The organism is Arthrobacter cryoconiti (assembly GCF_020905375.1).
GTDB lineage: Bacteria > Actinomycetota > Actinomycetes > Actinomycetales > Micrococcaceae > Specibacter > Specibacter cryoconiti.
This window is the reverse complement of sequence record NZ_JAJJBU010000003.1, coordinates 443,168-459,770: the sequence shown is the minus strand read 5'-3', so window position 1 is coordinate 459,770 and position 16,603 is coordinate 443,168. Positions and strand designations below refer to the sequence as shown.

At 59.3% G+C, this 16,603-nt stretch carries 13 protein-coding genes, 1 pseudogene and 1 riboswitch; of the genes and pseudogenes, 7 read left to right on the top strand and 7 right to left on the bottom strand.

What is annotated here, in order from left to right:
- Positions 1–3: 3 nt before the first annotated feature.
- Positions 4–644 (bottom strand): annotated as a pseudogene (locus tag LOH53_RS02150) (alpha/beta hydrolase).
- Between the two features lie 80 nt (positions 645–724).
- Between LOH53_RS02150 and LOH53_RS02145 the strand changes: the two are divergent.
- Positions 725–1,591: an SGNH/GDSL hydrolase family protein gene (locus tag LOH53_RS02145; protein WP_230066062.1), complete on the top strand. Its 867-nt coding sequence runs from the start codon at positions 725–727 to the stop codon at positions 1,589–1,591.
- Positions 1,592–1,761: 170 nt separating this feature from the next.
- Positions 1,762–2,241 (top strand): hypothetical protein, encoded by a 480-nt coding sequence (locus LOH53_RS02140; protein ID WP_230066061.1) that lies wholly within the window; start codon positions 1,762–1,764, stop codon positions 2,239–2,241.
- A 57-nt stretch (positions 2,242–2,298) separates the two neighbouring features.
- Here LOH53_RS02140 and metX read toward each other — a convergent pair whose 3' ends face one another.
- The 3 genes from metX to LOH53_RS02125 all read right to left on the bottom strand — a co-directional run bounded on the left by metX (position 2,299) and on the right by LOH53_RS02125 (position 7,764).
- Positions 2,299–3,498 carry a homoserine O-acetyltransferase MetX gene (gene metX / locus LOH53_RS02135; RefSeq protein WP_230066060.1) on the bottom strand — a complete coding sequence of 400 codons (1,200 nt, stop codon included), beginning with the start codon at positions 3,496–3,498 and terminating at the stop codon, positions 2,299–2,301.
- A gap of 43 nt (positions 3,499–3,541) precedes the next feature.
- Positions 3,542–4,858, bottom strand: coding sequence for a bifunctional o-acetylhomoserine/o-acetylserine sulfhydrylase (locus LOH53_RS02130; protein WP_230066059.1), 1,317 nt, complete (start codon positions 4,856–4,858; stop codon positions 3,542–3,544).
- A gap of 83 nt (positions 4,859–4,941) precedes the next feature.
- Positions 4,942–5,057, bottom strand: a riboswitch (SAM riboswitch).
- Positions 5,058–5,235: 178 nt separating this feature from the next.
- A complete protein-coding gene (locus LOH53_RS02125; RefSeq protein WP_376992034.1) occupies positions 5,236–7,764 on the bottom strand; it encodes a Tex family protein in 2,529 nt (842 codons plus the stop codon).
- A 141-nt stretch (positions 7,765–7,905) separates the two neighbouring features.
- Between LOH53_RS02125 and LOH53_RS02120 the strand changes: the two genes are divergently transcribed.
- Entirely contained in the window at positions 7,906–8,544 is a 639-nt protein-coding gene (locus LOH53_RS02120) for a VOC family protein (protein WP_230066058.1), read from the top strand.
- 188 nt (positions 8,545–8,732) lie between these two features.
- Here the strand turns inward: LOH53_RS02120 and LOH53_RS02115 are convergent, their stop codons facing one another.
- Positions 8,733–9,485: a CPBP family intramembrane glutamic endopeptidase gene (locus LOH53_RS02115; protein ID WP_230066228.1), complete on the bottom strand. Its 753-nt coding sequence runs from the start codon at positions 9,483–9,485 to the stop codon at positions 8,733–8,735.
- A gap of 164 nt (positions 9,486–9,649) precedes the next feature.
- Between LOH53_RS02115 and LOH53_RS02110 the strand changes: the two genes are divergently transcribed.
- From LOH53_RS02110 to efeB, 4 genes are all read left to right on the top strand, one after another.
- On the top strand, positions 9,650–10,327 hold the full coding sequence (locus tag LOH53_RS02110; protein ID WP_230066057.1) for a histidine phosphatase family protein: 678 nt from the start codon (positions 9,650–9,652) through the stop codon (positions 10,325–10,327).
- A gap of 211 nt (positions 10,328–10,538) precedes the next feature.
- Entirely contained in the window at positions 10,539–12,089 is a 1,551-nt protein-coding gene (gene efeU, locus LOH53_RS02105) for an iron uptake transporter permease EfeU (protein WP_230066056.1), read from the top strand.
- Between the two features lie 207 nt (positions 12,090–12,296).
- Complete coding sequence (gene efeO, locus LOH53_RS02100) at positions 12,297–13,526, top strand: iron uptake system protein EfeO (RefSeq protein ID WP_230066055.1); 1,230 nt, start codon at positions 12,297–12,299, stop codon at positions 13,524–13,526.
- Positions 13,526–14,854, top strand: a complete 1,329-nt coding sequence (gene efeB / locus LOH53_RS02095; RefSeq protein ID WP_230066054.1) for an iron uptake transporter deferrochelatase/peroxidase subunit — start codon at positions 13,526–13,528, stop codon at positions 14,852–14,854. Before efeO ends, efeB begins: the two co-directional genes overlap by 1 nt.
- Before the next feature lie 49 nt (positions 14,855–14,903).
- Here the strand turns inward: efeB and LOH53_RS02090 are convergent, their stop codons facing one another.
- Entirely contained in the window at positions 14,904–15,695 is a 792-nt protein-coding gene (locus LOH53_RS02090) for a DeoR/GlpR family DNA-binding transcription regulator (RefSeq protein WP_230066053.1), read from the bottom strand.
- Positions 15,696–15,763: 68 nt separating this feature from the next.
- A complete protein-coding gene (locus LOH53_RS02085; protein ID WP_230066052.1) occupies positions 15,764–16,603 on the bottom strand; it encodes a class II fructose-bisphosphate aldolase in 840 nt (279 codons plus the stop codon).

Sequence of the window (16,603 nt, the reverse complement as noted above, 5' to 3'; positions counted from 1 at the left end):
CCGCTAAGCTTCTGCGAGGACTTTCTGGGCTAAGAATTCGCTCACGTGTGCCATTTCCTGGGCGTTGATGCCGTGCCCGATCCCGGTATAGAGGACCTTCGTGAGCGTTGTATGGCCACGCAACCAGCTGTTGGTGAGCTCCACTGATTCGGCAGAGATGACGGGGTCGCCCTGGTCTCGGCCCAGAAAAGCGGGGGCTTAACAGTGCCTGTGGTTGCGTCGTCAAAGTACGGGTTGCGCTCCGCTGTGACCACGAAGCCCGAGAGTCCGACGACGGCGGCATAGTCCGCGGGACGGTGCCGCATCAACGTTGTCGCCATGCACATGCCCTGCGAGAAACCAAGCAGAGTGACGGAGCTGTGAGCGCCACGGACAGAATCCAACCAAGCCTCGATGCTAGCGGCGGTGTCAATGACGGCGTCCAAAGAGTAAGTCAGATCCGTGCGCAGTGGAAACCAGGCATAACCAGGTCCTGCCTGCTGCGGAGCTCTGACACACGCCACTGTGAACTCTGCTGGAAGCTGGCTGGCCAAAGCAAAGAGGTCAGCTTCATCGGCACCATAGCCATGAAACATAACCAGCAACGGGCTTCCTGCGCGCTCGTTTTCCGGACGGGACCAAAGGACTGTGGGGGTTTCACTCATGCCCATCATTCTTTCACGCGCCAGCAATCAGAACGAACGGGAGGTGGCGCAAACTAACCCACTGCGGGCAGGATGGAAACGTGAATGTTTCTACGCACCCTGAAAATTTAGATGCTGTACCCGCCTCTCGCCACCCCTGGAGCAGATATGTGGCCCTGGGCGATTCCTTCACCGAAGGAATCGGTGACCCAGAGCCCAGCAGCCCGGGCGGCTACCGCGGCTGGGCCGACAGGTTAGCGGAAGAACTAAGTCGCGGACACGAGGACTTCCGTTACGCCAACTTGGCCATTCGGGGCCGGTTGTTGGCCCAAATCTTGGACGGACAGCTGGAGCCAGCACTGGAACTCAAACCGGATCTCATCAGTATCTCCGCCGGCGGCAACGATCTCATCCGGCCAGGTTCCGATCCCGATGCCTTGGCGGAAAGACTGGATGTAGCGGTGGGCCGCATGAGCGCAGCTGGCGCAACAGTCCTCCTGTTCAACGGCCCGGACATCCGCGATACCCCCGTGCTAGGCATGGTCCGCGGACGCGTGGCCATCTATAACGAAAACTTGCGGACCATCGCTGCCCGCCACGACGCCGTCGTGGCAGATATGTGGTCGCTGCGCGAACTGACGGGCTCACAAATGTGGGCGGACGATCGGCTGCACTTTGCTCCGCTGGGCCACCACACCATTGCCATCATGGCGCTCAACGCCTTGAACGTCCCACATTCGCTGGTGCCCGCACTGCCCAAGCCACTGCCAGCACAGAAGTGGCAGGCTGCTCGGTCCGAGGACCTAGTCTGGGCGCGCGAGTTCCTCATGCCGTGGGTGCTTCGACGGCTCCGCCACCAGTCCTCAGGTGATGGCATTTTGGCCAAACGCCCTACCCCAGGACCCGTCTTTGGTGCCGCTTTTACCTCGGGGCTGGAACAGGAAGCCGACGGCGGAACGGCAGGGTAAGAGCACAGCGCCCCAGAGCATGCCATAAAAGCCCACCAAGATTGGTTACTATGCCACGCCTGCGGACCGTCGAAGTGATGTCCGGGCGACTAGGATGGAGTAAGGCGTGAAGGTCGGCGCCCCGGTGTTTTCGTACCGGCTTATGGAAGAGGTTCGTTGTGCTTGGAGTTTTGAACCCCCTGGCAGGCGTTGATGTGGCGTCGTCAGCTTCGACCAGTTCGTTTTTTCAGCCGTGGTTTGTCTTTGTCATTGTCGGCATTGCGATGTTATCCAGCGTCCTAAGAGCCGCTAACCGCAAGAAGCGAGCCGCAGAGCAGTCCCGTAACGGCTACCCGTCCTCTGGCCGGAGCATAGTGGCGGCTTCTCTCTCGCGGGACTCCACTGTGAGCGGCCAGCACGCTGGCGGTCTTCAGGGCACTGTTGCACGCAACACTGCCGTTCCCTACCAGGGAACGCTCCTGAACGGAATCCCTATCAAGGGCTACGGCTCCGATCCCAATCAGATGGGTGCTGGGTTCGCCAACGAGCGCATGAAGGCTGAAGCCGAACTCAAGCGCCAGCTCGATGCTCTGGACACTGCACGACGCGCGGGCCAGGTCACTGCGGAGCAATACGCCATGCACCGCGAGGCAATTTTCAAGAATTTCTAGACGCCGACGCGCCACCCCGCCGTTAGCTGGGCAAACCACAGATCACGGGGCCCGCAGCTAAACCGGGAAGAACGATGCCTTCAAGAGATTACCCACAGCTTCCACCTCGGTCAGAAAGCCGTCGTGGCCTATGGGCGAATCGATCCGACGCACCGTGTTCTCCCCGGGCAGTGCAGCGGCCAGTTCTTCGGACTGCGCCGGAAAATATAGTCGATCGCTGTTAACGGCCGCCACGAGAAACTCAACGTCCTGGGCCCGATATAGTGCTTCCTTGAGGGTTCCACGTCCGCGCGTGACGTCATGGCTCATCAGAGCCTCGGTGATGACAATGTAACTGTTAGCGTCAAAACGGCCCACGAGTTTGTGAGCTTGATGGTCAAGATAACTTTCGACCCGGTAGCGCTCAGTTCGCGATCTTCCAGGTTTTGACGGCAGTCGCTTTCCGCTTACAGGGTTCTCGCCATCTTGTGCAGCCCGGCCAAAACGCTGACCCATCTCAGCCTCGGATCTGTACGTGATGTGCGCGATCCGCCGGGCAAGACCCAAGCCTGCTGTCGGTGCCACGTCGTCGTAGTAGTCGCCTCCGGCAAAGTTGGGATCCTGACGAATCGCAAGCACTTGGGCTTGAGCAAAAGCAATTTGTTCAGCGGTGCTGGCCGCGCAAGCAGCCACCACGGCGCACCGGTGTACACGCTCCGGGAACGTAATGGCCCATTCAAGCGCGCGTGCCCCACCCATGGAGCCGCCAATGACGGCGTGCCATGAGGTAATTCCTAATCTGTCAGCCATCTTCGCTTCGGCATTAACCGAGTCGCGGATTGTGACGAACGGGAAGCGCGAGCCGTACGGGACGCCGTCGTCTCCAATGCTGGACGGGCCGGTGGAACCGTAGCAACCACCGAGCATATTTGCACAGAGAACGAAGTACTTGTTGGTATCGATAACCTCCCCCGGGCCAACCAAACCTTCCCACCAGCCATCTTCCTCGGAGTCGCCGCGACTAACGTGCGTGCTCCCCGTGAGAGCATGCTGGATGAGCACTGCGTTCGTGCCGGCCGCGTTCAGTGTTCCCCAACATTCAAAGGCCACCGTCACCGAGGTGAGCAATCCCCCCGTTTCGAGCTCCAACGCCCCGATCTGTACCGAACGCAAGACACCCCCACCCTGGCCGACGGCGGCCGACCACGAGCTCTCTGCCGTCACGGGCTCGCACCCATCCGTTGCCGGGGCGCCCATGTCAATCTTCGGCGTCGCCATGTTCGCCTCTCCTACGCTCGATCGCACGTGTTGTGGCAAAAGTTCACACAGATTTTGCGCCGCGGAATCCGGCTTCAAGATCGGCAATGATGTCCTCTACGCCTTCCAGACCCACGGAGAGGCGGACAAGGCCAGGACGTACGCCAGCAGCGAGTCGCTGCTCTTCGGAGAGTTGGGCGTGCGTGGTTGACGCCGGATGGATCACAAGTGATCGAACATCTCCCAGATTTGCTACATGGGAGTGCAATTCCAGAGAGTCCACGAAGCGCTTTCCAGCTTCTAATCCGCCAACAATGTCAAAGGAGACGATGGCACCGACGCCCTTCTGCCCGTACTTGCGGCCACGCTCAAACCATGGGCTGGAAGGGATTCCCGCATAGGCTACGGCTTCGACGTTTTCATTGCTTTCTAGCCATTTTGCCACGGTGACAGCGTTACTCACGTGGCGTTCCACGCGCAAGCTCAACGTTTCTATCCCTTGGGCAATGAGGAAGGCGTTGAATGGAGAAATTGCGGAGCCGAGATCGCGCAGCAACTGCACGCGAGCCTTGAGAATGTAGGCCAGATTTGCACCCAGGGCGCTACCAACACCTAGATCTCGCGCGTAAACCAGACTGTTGTAGGACTCATCCGGGGTGTTGAAGCCGGGGAATCTTGCTGGTTCGGCGGCGAAGTCGAATTTGCCGCCGTCGACGATCACCCCACCTATGGCCGTCCCATGCCCGCCCAAGTACTTCGTGGCGGAATGGATCACGAAGTCTGCGCCCCATTCCAGCGGACGGATCAGGTACGGGGTAGCCAGGGTGTTGTCCACAATCAGCGGTACACCGGATTCGTGCGCGATCTCGCTGATGTCCTCAAGGTTGAGCACGTCCTGGCGCGGGTTGGAGACCGTCTCCCCAAAGAAGGCCTTGGTGTTCGGGCGGACGGCATCCCGCCATTCATCCAGGTTGTCCGGGTCGGAGACGAACGTGACATCAATACCTAGGCGCTTGAGCGTATGCGCCAGCAGATTGAAAGTGCCACCGTAAACGCTGGGGCTGGAGACGATGTGGTCCCCGGCCTGCGCCAAGTTCAAGATCGCGAAGGTCGTGGCGGCCTGCCCAGACGCGAGCAGGAGCGCACCAACGCCACCTTCCAAGCTGGCAATGCGTTGCTCGACGGCGTCAGTGGTCGGGTTACCGATGCGCGTGTAAATCGGTTCCAGCTCCGCGAGTGAAAAGCGTGCCGCCGCACTTTCCGTGGAGGGGAAGACAAACGACGTTGTCTGGTAGATCGGAAGTGCCCGGGCGCCAGTAGTGGCATCCGGTTCTTGACCTACATGAATCTGACGGGTTTCAAATGACCAACCGTTGCTCACTGTGAGCTCCTTTGACACTATGGACCCACCAAAAGTTCGACCCAGACCGTAATGACGGCAGGATTGAGCTCGAAAGTGCAGTGTGTCCGCGCTTGCACCGAAACCGGGCGGTTCGGTGCCAGGTCTTCACCCGGGGCACCCCACCGCGGTGGAGGGTTGCCGACCAGCGAGCCGGGGCTTGTCGCTGGCACTCATGACCTATATCTAGTGTGCGAGAGAATCCGCACGCAATGCAACAATATGACGGCTATATGACTCTTGTCGAATTAATGCTGGACTTTTCTTGTTTTTAGTCGCTTGGGCCGAATAAATGCATCCAAAAATCGTTTTCTGGACTCATTATACTTAAAGCACGACGCCGGAGCTTCCTGGGTTCTCTACGGTTTGAGTCCCGCTCTGCGCAGCGCTTCCGCCATGGCAGTGTCAGCGGCCGGGGCGCTGCGGCCTTCAGTTTTTGCGGCTCGTTCCGGGTTGACTGCTCGTTCCGGGTTGACGGACCGTCCCTGGCTGACGGACCGTCCCTGATTGGCTGGTCGTGACCGGTTGATTGGCCGTCCCGTTCCACTGGACTGAGGAGAGTTTTTGCCGTCGCCCGAGCCAGCCAGCACCCGGGGCGAACCTCCCCGCGCACCTCTGGATCCGGCGTCGTTCCCGCGCCCCGCCGGGGCATTGTCATCGAGGCGCAGGGTCAGGGAGATGCGTTTGCGTTCCGGTTCCACCTCCAGGATTTTGACACGGACCACTTGCCCGGACTTGACCACAGAGTGCGGATCGGAGACAAAGGTGTTGCTCATCGCGGAGACGTGAACCAGCCCGTCCTGGTGCACCCCAATGTCAACGAACGCACCAAACGCGGCCACATTGGAGACAATGCCTTCCATGATCATCCCCACACGCAGATCCGTGATTTTTTCAACCCCTTCGGCAAATGTGGCGCTCTCAAAGCGGGGTCGAGGGTCCCGGCCAGGCTTTTGCAGCTCCGCCACAATGTCCTTCACAGTAGGGAGGCCAAAGTCACCGTCGATGAACGCGGTGGGATCCACGGACGCCACCGCCGGCACGCCACCGGAAATGTCGGTGCCACGAGCACCGGCCGCAGCGAGAATTCTTCGCGCCACACCATAGGCCTCAGGGTGCACACTGGAGGCATCCAGTGGCTCAGCACCTCCTGTAATCCGCAGGAATCCGGCACACTGTTCAAACGCTTTAGGCCCTAATCTTGGAACTTTCAGCAACTCCCGGCGCTTCCCAAATGGCCCGTGCTCATTCCGGTGGGCAACGATGTTCTCACTGAGCAGGGGCCCCACTCCGGCAACCCTTGCCAGCAGTGCAGGAGAGGCAATGTTGAGATCTACGCCTACGGCATTCACGCAGTCCTCCACCACGGCGTCAAGGGAGCGTTCCAATTTGGCCGGGGTGAGATCGTGTTGATATTGACCCACACCAATCGATTTTGGATCGATCTTGACTAGTTCCGCCAGGGGATCCTGGAGACGACGGGCGATCGAGACGGCGCCCCGTAGCGAGACGTCCATACCGGGCAGCTCGGCGCCGGCCAAAGCAGAGGCGGAGTACACGGATGCACCCGCTTCCGACACCACCATTTTGACCACAGAGCGCTGTGGGTCCACACGCTTTAGTTCGGCAAGTAGTTCGCCGGCTAACTTATCGCTTTCGCGGCTGGCAGTGCCGTTTCCGATGGCAACAAGCTCCACGTTGTATTTCCGGCACAAGATCACCAAGCTTGCCAAGGCCTCGTTCCACCGTTTTGCGGGCGCATGCGGATAAATAGTGTCAGTGGCTTGCACTTTGCCGGTACCATCCACCACGGCGACCTTGGTGCCCGTCCGAAGTCCTGGGTCCAGGCCCAGCGTGCAACGGTTCCCAGCGGGAGCTGCAAGTAATACGTCACGCAAATTGGCGCCAAAAACGCGCACCGATTCCTCCTCCGCGGACGCGAACAAACGCACGCGTAGATCGATCGAGAGTCGCGTCAAAATACGCGTACGCCACGCCAGCTTGGCGCCTGTCATCAGCCAGCTGTCAGCGGCTCGACCGCCTTCGGAAATACCCAACGAATGAGCCACGGCGTTTTCATAGCGGGCTCTGGCCTGCGTCTGGGCATCCGCATCGCGGGTATCGGCCTCGGCCAGATCCAGGGCAAGTACACCCTCTTTTTCACCGCGAAGCAGAGCCAATACTCGGTGACTCGGCAGCGTATGCAATGGCTGGGCAAAGTCGAAGTAGTCTTTGAATTTCTCTCCCGCGGCGTCCTTCCCAGTTTTCACGGATGAGCGCAAACGTCCTGTGGTCCACAGTCGCTCCCGCAAAGTACCTAGCAAGACGGCGTCCTGACCAGCGCGCTCAATGAGGATCGAACGGGCTCCTGCCAGTGCATCGTCACCGATGGCAATGCCGTGCTCCCCCGAAACGAATCTCTCCGCCGCGACGGATGGCGCCGTGGACGGGTCTCTCAAAAGCAGATCCAACAAGGGCTCAAGCCCAGCTTCGCGGGCAGCGTCGGCTTTCGTTTTACGTGTCGACTTGTATGGCAGATACAGGTCTTCAAGGTCAGACTTAGTGGCGGCAGCATCAATAGCTACCCGCAGTTCACGACTCAGCTTCCCGAGACCATGGATGGTTTCCAATACACCGCGCCGGCGGGCCTCCAACTCACGAAGGTAGCGTAACCGCTCCTCGAGCTCGCGCAGTTGCGCGTCATCGAGTGTGTCGGTCGCTTCTTTCCTGTACCGCGCAATAAACGGGACGCTGGCGCCGTCGTCCAGCAACCCAACAGCGGCACGAATCTGGCCTGCACGCACCCCCAATTCAGCGGCGATGGTAGCGCTAATGCGAGCCTCAACCGCGGCCGCATCGGGCAGAACTAAAGCAGGTTGGATTGGGATATTTGCTGGCGCGCAGGAATCAGTCACACCTCAATTCTGCCCCACCGAAGAGCAACTAGCACGCACAGTCTCATTCCATGCCCCACCTAGCTTAGGTAAGCCTAACTCGAGAGGCTCATCACAAAGTGCCAAGATGAACGCATGCGAATGGATCATGTTTCTTACGCCTGTGAATCAGATGGATTGGCTGCCACCACGGAGCGAATCTCTTCCGCCCTGGGAATCGATGCAGTGCGTGGCGGAGTCCACCCCCGCTTCGGCACCCGCAATATGATCATCCCCCTCACCGATCACCACTATCTCGAAGTGGTTGAGGTGCTGGACCACCCTGCATCGGACAAGGCACCGTTCGGCCAAGCCGTGCGCGCCCGATCCGCAGCAGGAGGGGGCTGGATGGGCTGGTGTGTTGCCGTGGAAGACCTTGCCCCGTTCGAGGAACGCCTAGGACGCAGCGCAGTTCCCGGTAACCGAAAGTTCCCTGACGGACAAGAACTTGTCTGGCAGCAGATTGGCATCAAGGGCTTGATCGCCGATCCACAGGTTCCCTACATGCTTAAATGGGAGGGCGACCCCGCCCTTCACCCCTCCCAGGCGCGCCCCTCCGAGGTTCGACTTGCCTCCCTGACCATAGCGGGCAGCGCCGAGCGCGTCACTGAATGGCTGGGGCAGCCCGTTGAATGCCCGCTGGAGGACGTCTCCGTTGAATGGATCGCCCCCCGCGGAACCCCCGGCATCATGAGCGTGACCTTTGAGACAGCAAAAGGGCCCGTCACGATCTAGATTTTCTAAAGACTCCATGGGGCAGACCCGTGGGATCGAGTTTCACTACGCGAGATCAATGGGCGTTGCCGCACTGCGGCAGCGCCCTTTTGTTTGCCGCCCGGCTTTATGCCACCCGGCTTTATGCGGCCCGGGCCCCGACGACGGAGTCCTTGCACTCTGCTTACACCGGCTCGCTTTCCTACGTCTTAGCCGAAGCCGAGGGCCGGTCCCATGGTGAACGCGGCGATGTCCACGAGCGAGTGCGCCACAACGAGCGGCATGAGGCGCCCATACTTTTTGTACAACCAGCAGAACAATAAGCCCATAAGGAAATTGCCGAAGAACGGTCCAAAGCCCTGATAGAGATGGTAACTGCCGCGGATAGCAGAGCTCAGCACCGCTGCGGCCACTGCCGACATACCAATTTTCTCTAACCGCCCCAGCAAATAGCCAACCATGATGACTTCCTCAAGAAGCCCGTTATGGATGGCGGAGAGCACCAGAACCGGAATGGTCCACCAGTATTGGTTCAGGGCGCTGGGAATGATCTCGGTAGTGATGCCAAGGGCTCGTCCCGCAGCGTATAGGCCTAGCGACGGCACCCCAATGACCACCAGAAGCCCCAGAGCGCTGAGCCCATCCTTCCAGGGCTGAGCTAAGTCCAAACCCAGGCGTCGAAACACTGACTTTCCGGGTTCTGCCAAGAGGAAGAACACCAACAAGACCGGGACGATCGCGAAGAAGATCCCCAGAAGCTGATACGTCAGATCGAAGATTTCGCGATTGTTGCGCACCACATTCAGCGTTGATGTACCTGCTGAAATGGGCGCCTTGGACATCTTTTCCGCCAACTGCACCACCGAATACACGGCCGATTGCCCCAGTGAGAGCCCCAAGACCAGCAACACTTCAAAAATAAGTCTGCGCCGCCCCCGTTTCCCCCAGCCTTGGATCGCCATACCGGAACCTGCTGGGGTGTCAGGCACCGCGTCAACAGAACCATTTTTACCCAAGGGGACAAGGCCGGCGTCGTGCGCGGGATTAGCGGTCGGCTCCACAGTCATAAATACATCATGCCCCGCCGCAGCCCATTTTGGGTGAGTGGACGTATTAGGCTCGTCCCATGAGCGCTCCACGCCAGATCATCATGGTCCGCCACGGACAGTCGGCCGCCAATTTTGACCAGAGTATTTACAACCGGATTCCGGATTACCGGATTCCGCTCACGGAAAGCGGCGTGGCCCAGGCCAAAGTGGCCGGAGAGTCGATCCGCCGGCAACTGGACGGGCAGAAGGTGTGCGTTTACGTCTCGCCCTACTTACGCGCTTACCAAACCCTAGAAGCCCTGAATTTGGGTGACCTGGTAGAGCGGACCATAGAGGAGCCACGTCTGCGCGAGCAGGATTGGGCAAACTTTCAAAACCCGGCCGAAATTGCGGATCAGAAGGAGTTACGCAACGCGTACGGGCACTTCTTCTATCGATTCAGGGAGGGCGAGTCCGGCTCAGACGTGTTCGATCGTGTGTCCTCGTTCATGGAGACCCTCTACCGTCATTGGTCCAAACCGGATTATGCGCCCAACACGCTACTGGTCACCCACGGACTGACCATGCGGCTATTTTGCATGCGCTGGTTCCACTGGTCCGTGGAGTACTTTGAATCGCTGAACAACCCGGGCAATGCACAAATCCGCTCATTACTGGCCGATTCTGGCCGTTACCGACTCGACACCCCGTTTGAACAATGGACTTATGCGCATCCTGGGACCACCGTTATGGATGCGCCCACTCATCTTTGGTAGCGGGATCCGGTGAGCAATCGCCGAGTCAGACGGAGCGCTGCGAGAGCGGCGGAGCTCTCCGTCGCTCTCGCAGCGCTCCGTCTGACTCGCGGCGGAAACCCAATACGTAAGAGTTCACTGTCCTAATTAGGGATTTTAGGAAAGGTAAGGGTAGCCTAGCCTAGGCGCTGGGATTCCATTGTCAACGACGAGACGACGTATGGAGTTTTAGGTGCTGGCGACCTTGATAATAGGCCTGCGGGAGGGGCTCGAAGCGGCACTGATCGTCGGAATGATCGCGGCGTTCTTGCGCCGGAATGGCTCCTCACTTAAACCCATGTGGCTGGGAGTCGGCGCTGCAGTGCTAATTAGTGCCGGCATCGGGATTGTCTTGGAGTTGCTCGCAGCAGCACTCCCTCAGCAGCAGCAAGAAGCCATGGAGACCCTCATTGGCGCAGCAGCTGTGGCGATCGTGACGTTAATGATTTTGTGGATGAGCAAAAACGCGCGCTCCATGAAGTCCGCCCTGGAGACGCATGCCGGGGCCGCACTAAAAGCTGGCTCAGTGTTCGCTTTGGCTGGCATGGCTTTTTTAGCGGTCTTACGCGAAGGTATTGAGACGGCTGTGTTCATGGTGGCAGCCTTCCAATCCTCACTCAGTCCTGTCTCGGCCGGGACTGGCGCCGTTCTCGGTCTGGTCATTGCATCGGGAATTGGTTTGTTGCTTTTCCGCGGCGCTATCAAAATCAACCTCACTAGATTCTTCGCTGTCACCGGCGCATTTCTTGTTTTCGTGGCTGCTGGGCTGGTCATGAAGTCGCTGCGCACCGCGCACGAGGCTGGCTGGCTGAACATCGGCCAAGACGCCACCCTCAGCTTGGCCCGGCTGGCCCCCAATGGCAGCGCTAGGGCCGCCATCCTCACCGGCGTTTTCGGAATCCCCAACGATCCCCGCCTCGTTGAGGTCCTTGGCTGGGCCTTGTATCTACTCCCAATGCTCGCTTTTGTGCTGTGGCCTCGCACGTGGCGTCCAAGCGTTGGCTCACTCCCCCGCTTCCAGTTCGCCGCTGCTGGCTCCTTTGGCGTTGCGGCGCTGACATTGGCTATTTGTGCGCCTCTCGCCCTTGCACCAGCCCCCTCTCCTTTAGCTTCGACGCCGGTTCTCACCGCGAGCGGGCAGCCGGCAGGAACCATCCGCGTCACCGTGGCCAAGGCAAAGAGTGGCATAGAACTGTCCATGAACCCCGTTGAGGGTCCATCCTCAACATTCGCTTTGACCGGCCATGGCACCGAGTCACATGCAGGCCGCACTGCAGAGGTATTCACTGCGGAGGCCGTACAGGGCGAAACGGCGGACCCAGAAAAGGTCAGTTCTGCCGATCTAGCAGGCCTGAACGGGGGCAGGATGCCAGTCGGAATCAGTGCTCAGCAAAACCCTGGCCCCTTCGACGCCGACTGGAACCACAAAGGCAAGCTCACCGTCTGGCTTGTCAACGGGGTAGTCCTTGATGCCGTCAATGACGCTGCGGCAACGCTGACGCTTCGAGGAGGTGGGCTCGCTGCTTCGCGGACCATCGCGGTGGCCGCAGTCGGACAATGGCATGTGCCAGAGGATCTTGTCAGCGCGTCAGCCAAGGAGCTTACTGCCCACGAATCGGCCGTTTCGGAGATCTCACTCTGGAGCGTCTACCTGCCGATCGTCATTTTCATCTCAGCCCTGTTCCTGCTCCGGTTGGGCCGCAAGAGCCACCGCCGCGCCCGGCAACGTGACATGCAAACGTAAAAATCCTGTTCGAACGCAAGGAAACGTTGCCGCTCGCCGCATGAACCCATGTTCCCTATCTACTCACGAACCGCACAACAATTACATCCACCACCGCTCCAGAACGCCATCTCCCACTGCTTTATATCGACACAGTTTTATCGTCATAGCTCTATACGCACGTTTTCTCTGACCGTTTCCTGTTCCACCGATTCTAAGGACCGCTTCATGCCTACGGCCACTTCATCCATCATCCGTTTCCGTGCACTAACTCCCGCAGTGTTGGCAGGTTCCGCCGTCCTGGCCCTTTCTCTGGCAGCCTGTGGCGGGACAGCAGCCCCGGGGGTGCCGACGGCGTCAGGAGGGGCGGGTGCCGCTCCAGCTAGCAACGGAGCGGCTCAGGTTGCGATCAGTGTTGAAAGAGTCAACGGCACCGACCAATGTGTTCCCAGCTTCACCAGCGCGGCAGCCGGTCCCGTCACATTCACCATCACTAATAAGGACGCCTCTGGCATCAGCGAAGTGGAATTGCTCAGTGAGAAGAGAATTCTTGGCGAACGGGAGAACGTAATCCCGGGACTCAAGCCAGTCACCTTCACGCTCACTCTTGCCGGTGGCAGCTACCAGATCTACTGTCCTGGCGCTGGCACCGAAACAGTACCCTTCACCGTCACGGGCGGAAGTTCCACCGCGGCCGCTGGAGGCACCGCTGACCTCCTCAAAGAAGGCACTGACGGCTATGCGAAATATGTTTCCGGACAGGTGGAAAGCCTGGTGACGGCCGTAGCGGCCCTCAAAGTTGCCGTTGATTCCGGAGACGTGGAGGCGAGCCAAAAGGCCTATGCGGCTGCACGGCCGTTTTTCGAGCGGATAGAACCGGTGGCAGAGAGCTTCCCGGATCTTGACCCGGCACTCGATCTGCGTGTGGCCGACGTCGAACCAGGTACACCATGGACAGGCTTCCACCCTCTGGAAAAAGACCTCTTCACGGCTAAAACCATCACAGCTGACACTAAAGCGTTGGCTGCTGGCATCGTCACTAACATCGCTAAACTCAAGACGCTGACCGACGGGCTCAACTATCAACCAGAAGAACTGGCCAATGGAGCCAGTGGATTGTTGGAGGAAGTGCAATCCGCCAAGATCACCGGAGAGGAAGAAGCATATTCCAAGCTGGATCTTGTTGATTTTGTGGCCAACATCGAAGGCTCCCAGCAAGCCTTCGAATATCTCAAGCCGGCTCTCACCAAGATTGATCCGGACCTGACAACGCAGATTTCAGCACAGTTCGATACCGTCAACACAGCCATGGAAAGCTATAAGGACGCCAACGCACTGGGCGGATACAAGTCATACACCGATGAACTCAAGCAATCCGATGCCGCGAAACTCACTGGGCTCATCCAAGCTCTCCAGGCCCCATTGGCCAAGATTGCCGAAAAGGTAGCTACCGTCTAATGAGCGCTCAAGACCGCCACGAGTCACCCGACTCTGCGCCACCCAGACCGGTTGGGGGCGTAAGCCGTCGACGCTTCCTCGGAGGCGCCGGCACGGCAACCGCGGCCACCGCGGGTGGCTTCGTCCTTGGTGCCGGTGGCGTGCTTGCGGCCACTGCAACGACGGCGTCTGGCGAGGACACCTCACCAGCCGCTTTACTGACACGAGGGGAGGCTGCAAACGATCTCCTCAGCTATCCCTACTATGGAGAGCATCAAGGCGGAATTGCCACCCCACCACAGAACCACTTGGTTTTCACGTCCTTCGATGTGAGAGCCACCAGTGCGGTGGAGTTGCAGCTGGTGTTGGCAAAGTGGTCCGCAGCCATGGCAGAAATGACGGCCGGGCGGCCCGTAGGCAAAGTCGAGCCAACACGTGAACACGGCATCCCGGTGGACACCGGTGAAGTGTTTGACACAGGACCCCAGGGGCTGACCCTGACGCTGGGCTTTGGCCCATCATTATTTGACGGCCGGTTCGGGCTGGAAAAGTTCAAACCCCTTAATTTCGACGACCTGCCGGCAATGGCCGGGGAATCGTTGAATCCCGCTTACACGGGCGGAGACCTGTGTATTCAGGCCTGCGCGAATGATCCCCAGGTGGCCTACCACGCGGTGCGGAACCTGGCCCGAATGGCACGCACCCAAGTCAGTACCAAATGGACCGTCTTGGGATTCGGCCGGGCTTCCGCTGGGCCCGCACAGAAAACACCTCGGAACCTACTCGGTTTCAAGGACGGCACCCGCAATGTCAGCACGCCGGACGACTTCGCCCAGCACGTATGGACCGGAAAGGAGGCCGGGCAGCCATGGATGGAAGGCGGAACGTACTTAGTGGCCCGTAAAATCCACATGCTCATCGAGACGTGGGACGAGGACACGATCGGCGATCAGCAATCCATCTTTGGCCGCACCAAACAAGAAGGCGCCCCGCTCTCCGGAAAGCTCGAGCACGACGTGCCCAACTTCCACGCAACGGAAGGGAACGATCCACTGATTCCGGCCGACGCGCACATGTCATTAGTCGCACACGAGAACAATGGCGGGACAAAGGTTCTGCGACGCAGTTATAACTTCACCGATGGGCTGGATTCTGTGGGCCGCCTCGATGCTGGTCTGATGTTCCTGTGCTTCCAAAAGGATCCTGAGCAGTTTGTGAAGTTGCAAAGGAAGCTGGGCCTTTCCGACAGGCTCAATGAATACATCCGACACGTGGGTTCTGCGGTGTTCGCAGTGCCTGCCGGGCTGCCCGAGGCCGGTAACTACTACGGCAAAGAGTTCTTCCGCTGAGGCTTCCAGGCGCTGAAATGCAGGCGCTGAAACCTGGGCGATGCGAAACTTAAGCGGTGGGGGCCACAGTGACCTCGGTACCGGCTTCTTGGAACGCGGCTAATTGTTCCTCCGTGATACCGGAATCCGTGATGAGCTTGTGGAATCGATGATCTTCCATAGTGGCAAACGCGCGCTGACCAATCTTGGAGGAATCCGCCAGCATGTAAGTTTCAGATGCTCGGCGGGCCATGCGCGAGTTCACTAGCGCCTCACCTTCGTCGTTGATCGTCGGACCCGTTCTGGCCTCGATGCCGTTGACCCCGATGAACGCAATGTCCAGTGCCACCTTTTGCAAAATGGAATCAGCATACGGACCCACCAGTTCGTAGGAACGCGGGTTGAGGATCCCGCCCGTGACCATAATCTTAAAGTTGGGCCGGATAGCAAGCTGCGCTGCGATGTTGATGGCGTTGGTGACCACCGTCAAGGTTGGCCGGTTGGATTGTTCCATCAGATCCTCCCGGGTGGAGAGCACCTGGGCCAGTGCCGTGCTGGTAGTACCCCCGCAGAGCCCGATCACAGCGCCTTTGAGAACTAAGGCGCTGGCTGCCAAAGCAATGGCGTGCTTTTGGGCAGAATGATCATCCCGGTTATACCGGCCCGGTAGCTCGTAGGAGACCGAACCGGAGGTGGCACCTCCGCGTGTACGGGTCAGTAGCCTTTCATTGGCTAAGGAGTCCAGATCTCTGCGAGCGGTGGCCGGAGAAACTCCCAACGTCTCTACGATCCCCTCAACTTCGACCTGGCCATCTGCCGCCAGTAGGTCCAAAATTGCCGCCAAGCGTTCGGTCCGATTCATGACGCTACTTCCCTAGAATATGATGGTGATCGCACAGGACCGGTCCACAGAAAACTTGCAGGCGTGGACTATTTGGCGCTGGCGAACAGCGCCAACAACCGGGCAACTTCGGGTACCAGCGCCGCTCGTCCTGCACCTAAGTACTTGCGGGAATCTACCACGTCCAGGTTATCCGCCAGGTACTCGCGCACCGCCCGCGTGAAGAAGCCGTTGAGATGGGTGGAGACGTTAATCTTTGTCATACCAGCCACGATGGCTGCCACAATGTTCGCATCGGAAACACCGGAGGATCCATGCAGCACCAGCGGCACATCCAAGGCAGCCTTAAGCTCGGCGATGCGCGCCAAGTTCAACGCTGCGCTGCGTTCAGTCATGGCATGGGAGGACCCCACGGCCACAGCCAAGGCGTCCACGCCGGTGGCAGCTACGAAAGCTGCAGCCTCCGTCGGGTCTGTCAGGACTCCGGGGGCATGAGCTCCGTCTTTGCCTCCCACCTTTCCTAGCTCAGCTTCCACATACACGCCACGCTCATGAGCGTAGGCGGCTACACGGGCTGTCACTTCCACGTTTTGATCGTAGTCATAGTGGGCGCCGTCGAACATAACTGAACCAAACCCCAAGTCCACAGCCTGGTATGCCAGGGCCTCATCCTGCGCATGGTCCAAGTGCACGGCCACGGGCACCGACGCCATGCGTGCCGCAGCCAGAGTGGCCCGTGCGACCGGTTCCAACCCTCCATGGTAGGTGGCGCAATTCTCTGAAATTTGCAAGATGACGGGTAGCCCGGCCGCCTGTGCTCCACCGATCAGACCTTCGATCGTCTCCAAGTGGATGACGTTAAAAGCTCCCTGCCCAGTGCCTGCGCTGGAGGCCAGTTCCATGATGTTGCGCGTGTTGGTCAATGTCAT

What these genes read in the sequence shown, in the direction of transcription:
- metX (WP_230066060.1), bottom strand. Translation starts at nt 3,498, where the DNA reads ATGGCGACGCCGAAGATTGACATGGGCGCCCCGGCAACGGATGGGTGC.
- LOH53_RS02120 (WP_230066058.1), top strand. Translation starts at nt 7,906, where the DNA reads ATGCGAATGGATCATGTTTCTTACGCCTGTGAATCAGATGGATTGGCT.
- LOH53_RS02115 (WP_230066228.1), bottom strand. Translation starts at nt 9,485, where the DNA reads ATGGCGATCCAAGGCTGGGGGAAACGGGGGCGGCGCAGACTTATTTTT.
- LOH53_RS02110 (WP_230066057.1), top strand. Translation starts at nt 9,650, where the DNA reads ATGAGCGCTCCACGCCAGATCATCATGGTCCGCCACGGACAGTCGGCC.
- efeO (WP_230066055.1), top strand. Translation starts at nt 12,297, where the DNA reads ATGCCTACGGCCACTTCATCCATCATCCGTTTCCGTGCACTAACTCCC.
- efeB (WP_230066054.1), top strand. Translation starts at nt 13,526, where the DNA reads ATGAGCGCTCAAGACCGCCACGAGTCACCCGACTCTGCGCCACCCAGA.
- LOH53_RS02090 (WP_230066053.1), bottom strand. Translation starts at nt 15,695, where the DNA reads ATGAATCGGACCGAACGCTTGGCGGCAATTTTGGACCTACTGGCGGCA.
- LOH53_RS02085 (WP_230066052.1), bottom strand. Translation starts at nt 16,603, where the DNA reads ATGACATTGACCAACACGCGCAACATCATGGAACTGGCCTCCAGCGCA.